Here is a 7,357-nt window from a genome sequence, read left to right on the forward strand (position 1 = left end):
GATTATAAATACGAATTCATCGCATTTGCAAAGAATTGACCCTTCAGCGCGCTCTGGAGGGCTTTTGTTCCACACCAGCCCGCGAGTCCCCGGCATGGCGGCCGCGCTGTTGCCGGCCGTGATATTGGTCTGGCTGCGGTCAAGACGACGGCCGCACCCAGCCACCCCCTAGCGCCTTGTACAGGTCGACGGCCGATGTCAGCCGTGCCAGACGCTGCTGGGCCAGGCTGTCCTGCGCCGAGAACAGCGTGCGCTGGGCGTCCAGCGTACTGAGCAGGTCGTCCACGCCCTCGCGGTAGCGCAGCTCGGCCAGGCGCAGCGAGCGCTGGGCCTCGTCGCGGATCGCCAGCTGCGATGCCTCCTGACTCCGGTTGCGCGCGATATTGGACAGGCTGTCCTCCACCTCTTTCAGTGCCACCTGGACGGACCGCCGGTAGCTTTCGACCAGCACGCGACGCTGCGATTCGCTGATCAGCACCTGGTTGCGCAGCCTGCCGCCGTCGAACAGCGTCTGCGCCACCGACGCTGTCAGCCCCAGGCTGAAGGTCGGGTTGGCCAGGGACAGCAGCGCGCTGCTGGCAAGCCCGGTAGAGCCCGAGAGCTGGATGCTGGGCAGCAGGGCAGCGCGCGTGGCAGCGACGTTCGCGTCGGCCGCGGCCAGTTGCGCCTCGGCGCTGGCCAGGTCGGGCCGGCGCAGCAGCAGTTCGGACGGCAGGCCGGCGGCCACCGCCGGCACGGCCAGTGCGTCCAGCGGCATGCCGATGATCTGGAATCCTTGCGGATAGCGGCCCAGCAGGATGGCCAGCGCCGACAGCGTCTGGCGTTCCTGTACCTGCAGCGGCTCGATGACCGCGCGCTGGCCCAGCACCGTCGTGCGCTGGCGCGACAGGTCCAGCGCCGAGGCCGCACCGTTGTTGTAGCGCGCCTGCACCACGCGGAACACGCGCTCGGAAATCGCCAGATTCTCCTGCGCGATGGCCAGGCGTACGCGCAGTGCGATCACCTGAAAGTAGGCATTGGCCACGCCGCTGGCCACGCTCAGGCGTGCGGTCTGCAGGTCATAGCTGCTGGCCTGCAGCGACGCGTTCGCACTCTCCGCGTTCGCGGCCAGTCGGCCCCACAGGTCGATCTCGTAGCTGGCGCTGAGCGACAGGCCCGATGTACCGGCGCTGCTGCCTGATCCGCCGGGAGGGTCGCTGTAGCGGTCCGACGTGCTGGCGCCGCCGCTGAGCGATGGGAACAGCGAGGCCCCTGCGTTGCGCATGGCCAGCTCGGCTTGGCGCACGCGCTCGGCCGCAATCGCCAGGTCGGTGCTGCCGTTCACTGCCTGCTCGATGAGCTGGGCCAACTCGGGTGCGGCGAAGGCGTTCCACCAGTCCGGCTGGATCGCGTCCATGCCAGAGGGCGCTTCGCTGAAGGCCGTGGGCAGTGCCGGCGCCGCGCGTGGCGGCTCCGTAGGCGGTGCAGCGCAGCCGGCCAGCAAGGCCAGCAGCAGTGCCGCGCCGGCCGTGCGGCGCGATGGCGAGGAGAAGCGGTGCGATTGCATCATTCGGAAGACAGGGCAACGACGGGATCGAGCCGGGCGGCCTTGCGCGCCGGTAGCCAGCCGAACAGCAGGCCGGTGGCGAACGCACAGCCGAAGGCCAGCAGCACGGGCGTCAGGGAGTACTGGATGGGCGTGTCGAACACGGCGATGATCGACGCGGCGACCAGGCCCACGGCCACGCCGATGGCGCCGCCCAAGGCCGACACCACCACCGCCTCGATCAGGAACTGCTGCAGGATGTTGCGCTCGCGTGCGCCAGTGGCCATGCGGATGCCGATCTCGCGCGTGCGCTCGGTCACCGAGACGAGCATGATGTTCATCACGCCGATGCCGCCGACCAGCAGCGAGATCGCCGCGATCGAGCCGAGCAGGATGGTCATGGTGTTCTGCGTCTGCGCGCTGGCCTCCAGGATGGACGCCATGTTGCGGATCTGGAAGTCCACCACGCCGTGGCGCTCCAGCAGCAGCTTTTCCACGTCGTCCTGTGTCGCGTCGATGCGCTTCACGTCGTCTACCGCCACCGTCACATTGCGCAGGTAGCGCTGGCCCGACAGGCGCAGGCTGCTGGTGGCATAGGGCACGAACACCGCATCGTCCTGGTCGTTGCCGTTGGGCGAGGCGCCGCGCTCGCTCATCACGCCCACCACCTGGAAGATCAGGTTGTTCACCAGCACGTACTGGCCGATCGGGTCCGTGCCGTCGCTGAACAGCGCGTTGACCACCGTCTGGCCCAGCACGGCCACGGTGGCGTAGTTTTCCTCGTCGTCCAAGCTGAAGAAGGTGCCGCGCGCCACCGGCCATTGCCGTGCGATGGGGAACTTGGACGAGGTGCCTGTCACGCTGGTGCTGTAGTCGGCACCGCCGTAGCGCGCCGTGACCGTGCTGGTCTGCTCCGGCACGGCAGCCAGCACGTTGGGCACCGCGCTGTCGATCGCGTAGACGTCCGACAGCACCAGCGTGGCGGTGTTCTGGAAGCCGCGCTGGTTTGGCGCCCCCGGCCGCACCAGCAGCAGGTTTGAGCCCATGGCGCTGATGCGGTCGATCACCGCCTGCTTGGCACCATCGCCGATGGCCAGCATGGCGATCACCGAGCCCACGCCGATCACGATGCCCAGCAGCGTGAGCACCGAGCGGAACACGTTGGCGCGCAGCGAGCGCAGCGCCATCTTGGCCGCCTCCACCACGTCGCCAATGAACGAGCCGCCGCCGCGGTGCGGCTGCGGCGTGAAGGCGGTGTGCTCCGGCGCGCGGTCGGCCGTGCCGGAGTCGGACAGCACATGGCCGTCCTTGATCTCGATGAGCCGGTGCGCATGCTCGGCCACCTCGCGCGCGTGCGTGATCAGGATCACCGTGTGGCCCTGGGCCGAGAGCTCGGCCAGCAGCGCCATCACGTCGGCGCCGCTCTTGCTGTCCAGCGCGCCCGTGGGCTCGTCGGCCAGGATGATGCGCCCGCCGTTCATCAGCGCCCGAGCGATCGACACGCGCTGCTGCTGCCCGCCCGACAGTTGGTTCGGCCGGTGGTGGTAGCGCTCGCCCAGGCCCAGGCTGCGCAACAGCTCGATGGCGCGCGCGTGCCGCGTGGCGGCGGGCAGGCCGGAGTACATGGCCGGCACTTCCACGTTCTCGGCCGCGCTGGCCGTGGCGATCAGGTTGTAGCTCTGGAACACGAAGCCGAAGTCGTCGCGCCGCAGCGTGGCCAGCTCGTCGCGCGAGAAGCCCGCCACGTCCTTCCCCAGGAAGTGGTAGCTGCCGGTCGTGGGTTTGTCCAGGCAGCCCAGGATGTTCATCAGCGTGGACTTGCCCGAGCCCGATGCGCCCATGATGGCGACGAACTCGCCCTCGCGAATCGTCAGGTCGATGCCATGCAGCACCTGCACCGAAAGGTCGCCGTTGGCATAGGTCTTGGTGACGCCGCGCAGCGCGATCAGCGGGGCGCCCAGGCGTTGCCCGATGGCCAGCGACGGATCGTCGGCCGGTTTCATCAGCGCGGGCCTCCGGGCGGCATGCCGCCGGTGGGCAGGCCCGGTCCCTTGGCCTGGCTGCCACGTGCGCCGGACGCGGGGCCTGCGGGCAGCTTGTTGCCGGCAATGACTTCCTCGCCTTCCTGCAGGCCCGACAACACCTGCACCTGCACACGGTTGCTGATGCCGATCTCCACCTGGCGCTCCTCGACCTGGCCCTGCGCATCGATCACGCGCACCGTGGCACGCCGCGCGCCGCGTTGGGCCGGGCCGCTGGGGCCGGTGAACAGGCCGCGGTTCACGGCGGCGGCAGCCTGGCCGGGGGTGCGTGCCGCGGCGGCGCGTTCGGTCGCAGCCTCTTCCGGTTTGGCCGGGGCAGCGGCGCTGGCTGGCGCGCTCGCTTCACGTTCGCGGCGGCGCTGCTCGAAGAGGGCGCGGCGGTCGTCCTCGCCCATGGCAGCCACCTCGGCGCGACGGCGTTCACGCGCCTGGCGTTGTTCCTCCGTCAACGGGCTGCCGTCCGCGTTCTGCGCTGGCGGGCCGCCGACGCCCGTCGCAGGCTGGCTGGCGCTTGCGGCCACGGCCGGCGCGCTGGCGCCGCCCGGCGGCGATGACGCGCCCGCGCCAGGGGCACCGGCCGGGCCGCCGGGGCGGCGCGGCCCGCGCGGCGCGACCTGCACTGCAGCCGCCGGCACCAGCAAAGTGCCCTGCGCCTGCGCCGCGATGAAGAACACCTGCGCCGTCATCGACGTCATCAGCGACTGGTTGGTGTTGGGCACGTCGAACAGCGCGTTGTAGAGCACCACGTTGTTCGTCACCGTGGGCGTCGGCTCCACCTTGCGCAGCTTGCCGTAGTAGCGCTGGCCCTGGCTTCCCAGCGTGGTGAAGTAGGCCGGCATGCCGGGCCGCAGCTTGCTCACGTCCGCCTCCGACACCTGCGTCTGCACCGTCATCGTGGCCAGGTTGGCCACGCGCAGCAGCGTGGGCGCCGACTGGTTCACGTTCAGCGTCTGTCCCTGGCGCGCCGTGACGGACACCACGGCGCCCGAGATCGGCGCGTAGATGCGCGCGTAGTTCAGGTTGGCCTCGCTGGCGCGCAGCGTGGACTGAGTCTGCTCGATCGATGCCTTCTGCGCCGCCAGCTGCGCCTCGGCCGAGCGCAGGTTGTTCTCGGCCGTGCGCAGCGCCTCGGTGGTCGTCGCGTCCTCGGCCATCAAGTTCTTCTGCCGCTGGTACTGGTCGCGCGCCAGCACCAGCGCCGCCTCGCGCACCAGCAGCGTGGCCTGCAGGTTGCGCAGACCGGCGCGGCTGGCATCCACATTGGCCAGCAACACCGTGGGGTCGATCTCGGCCAGCAGGTCGCCCTGCTGCACCAGCGAGCCCACCTCTACATGGATCTTCTTGAGCTGCCCGCTGACCTGCGCGCCCACGTCCACATAGTCCAGCGGCTGCAGGGTGCCCGTGGCCGTCACCAAGTCCTCGATGTCGCCGCGCTGGACGGAGACGATCTGGTACTGGTTGCGTGGGTTCTCGGTCTGGAACCAGGTCTTCCATGCGAAATAGCCGCCGGCGCACAGAGCAGCCAGTGCGAAGGTGATACCGGCAACGCGCGGCCAGAGGGGTTTGGTGCGGGTGGGCAAGGTGTGTGGCGGAAAGTTGTAACAGGGCGGGCGGCCGCTTGGGGCGGCGCCTGCGAGTGAGTATGCGAACGGCGGATGCAGCGGCGATGTGGATTGTGTTGCAGGCGCGTTTCGGGTTGGTAAAGCGACAAGGCAGAGCCGCTAGGACGGGCCGTCAGGGCCACCAGGCTGCGGCCCGCCAGGGTTCCGCTGTTGACCGAATCGCCCTGGCCGCCTTCGTTCTGGATGCGCAGGGTATCGGCCGAGAGCAAGGCGCCCGAGCCGTTAACGCCGCCAGACTTGGCTCGCACATCGACCTGCGGCACCAGCACGAGCTGGGTGCTGGCGTCGGCCAGCATCACGGTCTGCTCCATCAGCCAGACGGTGTCGCTGGTTAACTGGGCCATCTGCGCGGCGCTGAGCGCGATGCCGGGGCGCAACTGGTAGGCCTCTGCGAAGGTCACACCGGCGTCTATCAGCGCAGCGTACTGGCTCTGGTCGTCATAGGCGCCGGTCCGGTAGGGGTAGCCGGTGAGATGGGCCACCTGCTCGCGGACCAGGTGCTGCTCGTAGAAACCGTTGCCCGGGCGCTTGGTTACCGTGGCGGGGTCATGGCCGAGGGCGCCGAGCAGGTAGTCGCTGGAAGCTCAAGGGGAGCCGGATGCGCGCAGTCAATTTCTGTGGGAAATGACGAGGAGCAAGTGCAATCTATTACTGCTCTGGAAATTCAACATCAATCTTTCTGTGCTCAGGATCGAAAAGAAAATCAACGTAAGTTTGCACGGCAATTTTGAATTGCCCTAGACTTACTTTTCCACCCTCTCCCTGATCGTAATATCCTTCAAACCAAACGCCGCCCGCTGAAATGTACATGCTCCATGCATTCCCGCTAAGTTCTTCTAGCTGAGATTTTCCTGATTCTACTTTTTGAATTGCCGACAGAGTTATTTTGCCCGAGCCCATAGAATTTTGAATATCATCCATGATGGCGTTGCACATTAATCGATAATGTGGAACGCAGGCTTCCCAACGAGGCGTGGGTTCTTGGTGTAGATGTGAATCTAGAACTTCAAGCCAGTTTGCCCACCATTTTTTGCCGGATCTGAATCAGCAGTATGCTCAACCAAGGTGGCGCGTAAAATTAAATTCATTTCATGCCTCATTTGATCGGATAAAAGGTTGTTCGCTTGGGATTTGTATATCCATTGATGATAATTCCACTAGGGGATTGGCGGCCTCAAGTTTGAAGTGCGACACGGCGCAACCTGTAAGGTGCCGCCCAAATGGGAACTCACTACTCGCACGTCACAGCAGCTGATCGGATGTCGATCCAGGCCTTGCTGCAAGCCAACGACACGGCGCAACCTGTAAGGTGCCGCCCAAATGGGAACTCACTACTCGCACGTCACAGCAGCTGATCGGATGTCGATCCAGGCCTTGCTGCAAGCCAAGCTCAGCGGTCCGGCCATCGCCCGCAAGCTGAGCTTCAGCCGCTCCACCATCCACCGCGAGATYAACCGTAGCAAGGMGACGCCCACGGCCCTGGCGGCCYACTACCAGGCAGGGGTAGCGCAGGCGCGCTCGCAGGCCAATCGACGTGCCGGCGCTGCCACGCGTCGCAAGGTAATAGTCCGCCCAGTGCCATCCTCGGCGACGGCGATGAACGTCAGGCAGTCACGTCGACGACGTGCTGGAGCAGCGCGAAGGAGATCCGCCATGCCTGATCGGATGTCGATCCAGGCCTTGCTGCAAGCCAAGCTCAGCGGTCCGGCCATCGCCCGCAAGCTGAGCTTCAGCCGCTCCACCATCCACCGCGAGATCAACCGTAGCAAGGAGACGCCCACGGCCCTGGCGGCCCACTACCAGGCAGGGGTAGCGCAGGCGCGCTCGCAGGCCAATCGACGTGCCGGCGCTGCCACGCGTCGCAAGCTGGGAGCGGACACGAGCTCGCCGTTGTGGCGNGGCGGCCCACTACCAGGCAGGGGTAGCGCAGGCGCGCTCGCAGGCCAATCGACGTGCCGGCGCTGCCACGCGTCGCAAGCTGGGAGCGGACACGAGCTCGCCGTTGTGGCGCACCGTGTTGGGTGGCCTGCGCTGCAGTTGGTCACCCCAGCAGATCGCAGGCAAACTGCCGCGCATGAACAAGGCAGCGATCCAGGCCGGGCTTGCGCTGCCCGAGCCACCCATGTCGATCTCGCACGAGACGATCTACTGCGCCATCTATGCGATGC

6 protein-coding genes are annotated in these 7,357 nt (G+C 67.1%); 2 read left to right on the forward strand and 4 right to left on the reverse strand.

The features are described 5' to 3' along the window. Positions 1-139 precede the first annotated feature (139 nt). Genes ASF43_RS22005 through ASF43_RS30040 form a run of 3 tightly spaced genes read right to left on the reverse strand, consistent with a single transcriptional unit; the run spans position 140 to position 5,147 of the window. Positions 140-1,549 (reverse strand): efflux transporter outer membrane subunit, encoded by a 1,410-nt coding sequence (locus tag ASF43_RS22005; RefSeq protein WP_200932586.1) that lies wholly within the window; start codon positions 1,547-1,549, stop codon positions 140-142. Then, positions 1,546-3,528 (reverse strand): MacB family efflux pump subunit, encoded by a 1,983-nt coding sequence (locus tag ASF43_RS22010; protein ID WP_056185648.1) that lies wholly within the window; start codon positions 3,526-3,528, stop codon positions 1,546-1,548. Before ASF43_RS22010 ends, ASF43_RS22005 begins: the two co-directional genes overlap by 4 nt. Continuing rightward, the gene (locus ASF43_RS30040) at positions 3,528-5,147 is read right to left on the reverse strand and encodes an efflux RND transporter periplasmic adaptor subunit (protein WP_082498066.1); all 1,620 of its coding nucleotides are present in this window, start codon (positions 5,145-5,147) and stop codon (positions 3,528-3,530) included. Before ASF43_RS30040 ends, ASF43_RS22010 begins: the two co-directional genes overlap by 1 nt. A gap of 279 nt (positions 5,148-5,426) precedes the next feature. On the opposite strand from ASF43_RS30040, the gene ASF43_RS31815 reads away from it, so the two are divergent. Further along, on the forward strand, positions 5,427-5,573 hold the full coding sequence (locus ASF43_RS31815) for a hypothetical protein (protein WP_235578331.1): 147 nt from the start codon (positions 5,427-5,429) through the stop codon (positions 5,571-5,573). 264 nt (positions 5,574-5,837) lie between these two features. Here ASF43_RS31815 and ASF43_RS30935 read toward each other — a convergent pair whose 3' ends face one another. Next, positions 5,838-6,110, reverse strand: coding sequence for a hypothetical protein (locus ASF43_RS30935; RefSeq protein ID WP_156373460.1), 273 nt, complete (start codon positions 6,108-6,110; stop codon positions 5,838-5,840). 399 nt (positions 6,111-6,509) lie between these two features. Between ASF43_RS30935 and ASF43_RS32325 the strand changes: the two genes are divergently transcribed. After that, a partial coding sequence (locus ASF43_RS32325; RefSeq protein WP_369803313.1) for a helix-turn-helix domain-containing protein occupies positions 6,510-7,087 on the forward strand: 578 nt, incomplete at its 3' end. Positions 7,088-7,357: the final 270 nt, after the last annotated feature.

The organism is Pseudorhodoferax sp. Leaf267 (assembly GCF_001422405.1).
Taxonomy (GTDB): domain Bacteria; phylum Pseudomonadota; class Gammaproteobacteria; order Burkholderiales; family Burkholderiaceae_C; genus Pseudorhodoferax.

What these genes read in the sequence shown, in the direction of transcription:
- ASF43_RS22005 (WP_200932586.1), bottom strand. Translation starts at nt 1,549, where the DNA reads ATGATGCAATCGCACCGCTTCTCCTCGCCATCGCGCCGCACGGCCGGC.
- ASF43_RS22010 (WP_056185648.1), bottom strand. Translation starts at nt 3,528, where the DNA reads ATGAAACCGGCCGACGATCCGTCGCTGGCCATCGGGCAACGCCTGGGC.
- ASF43_RS30935 (WP_156373460.1), bottom strand. Translation starts at nt 6,110, where the DNA reads ATGGATGATATTCAAAATTCTATGGGCTCGGGCAAAATAACTCTGTCG.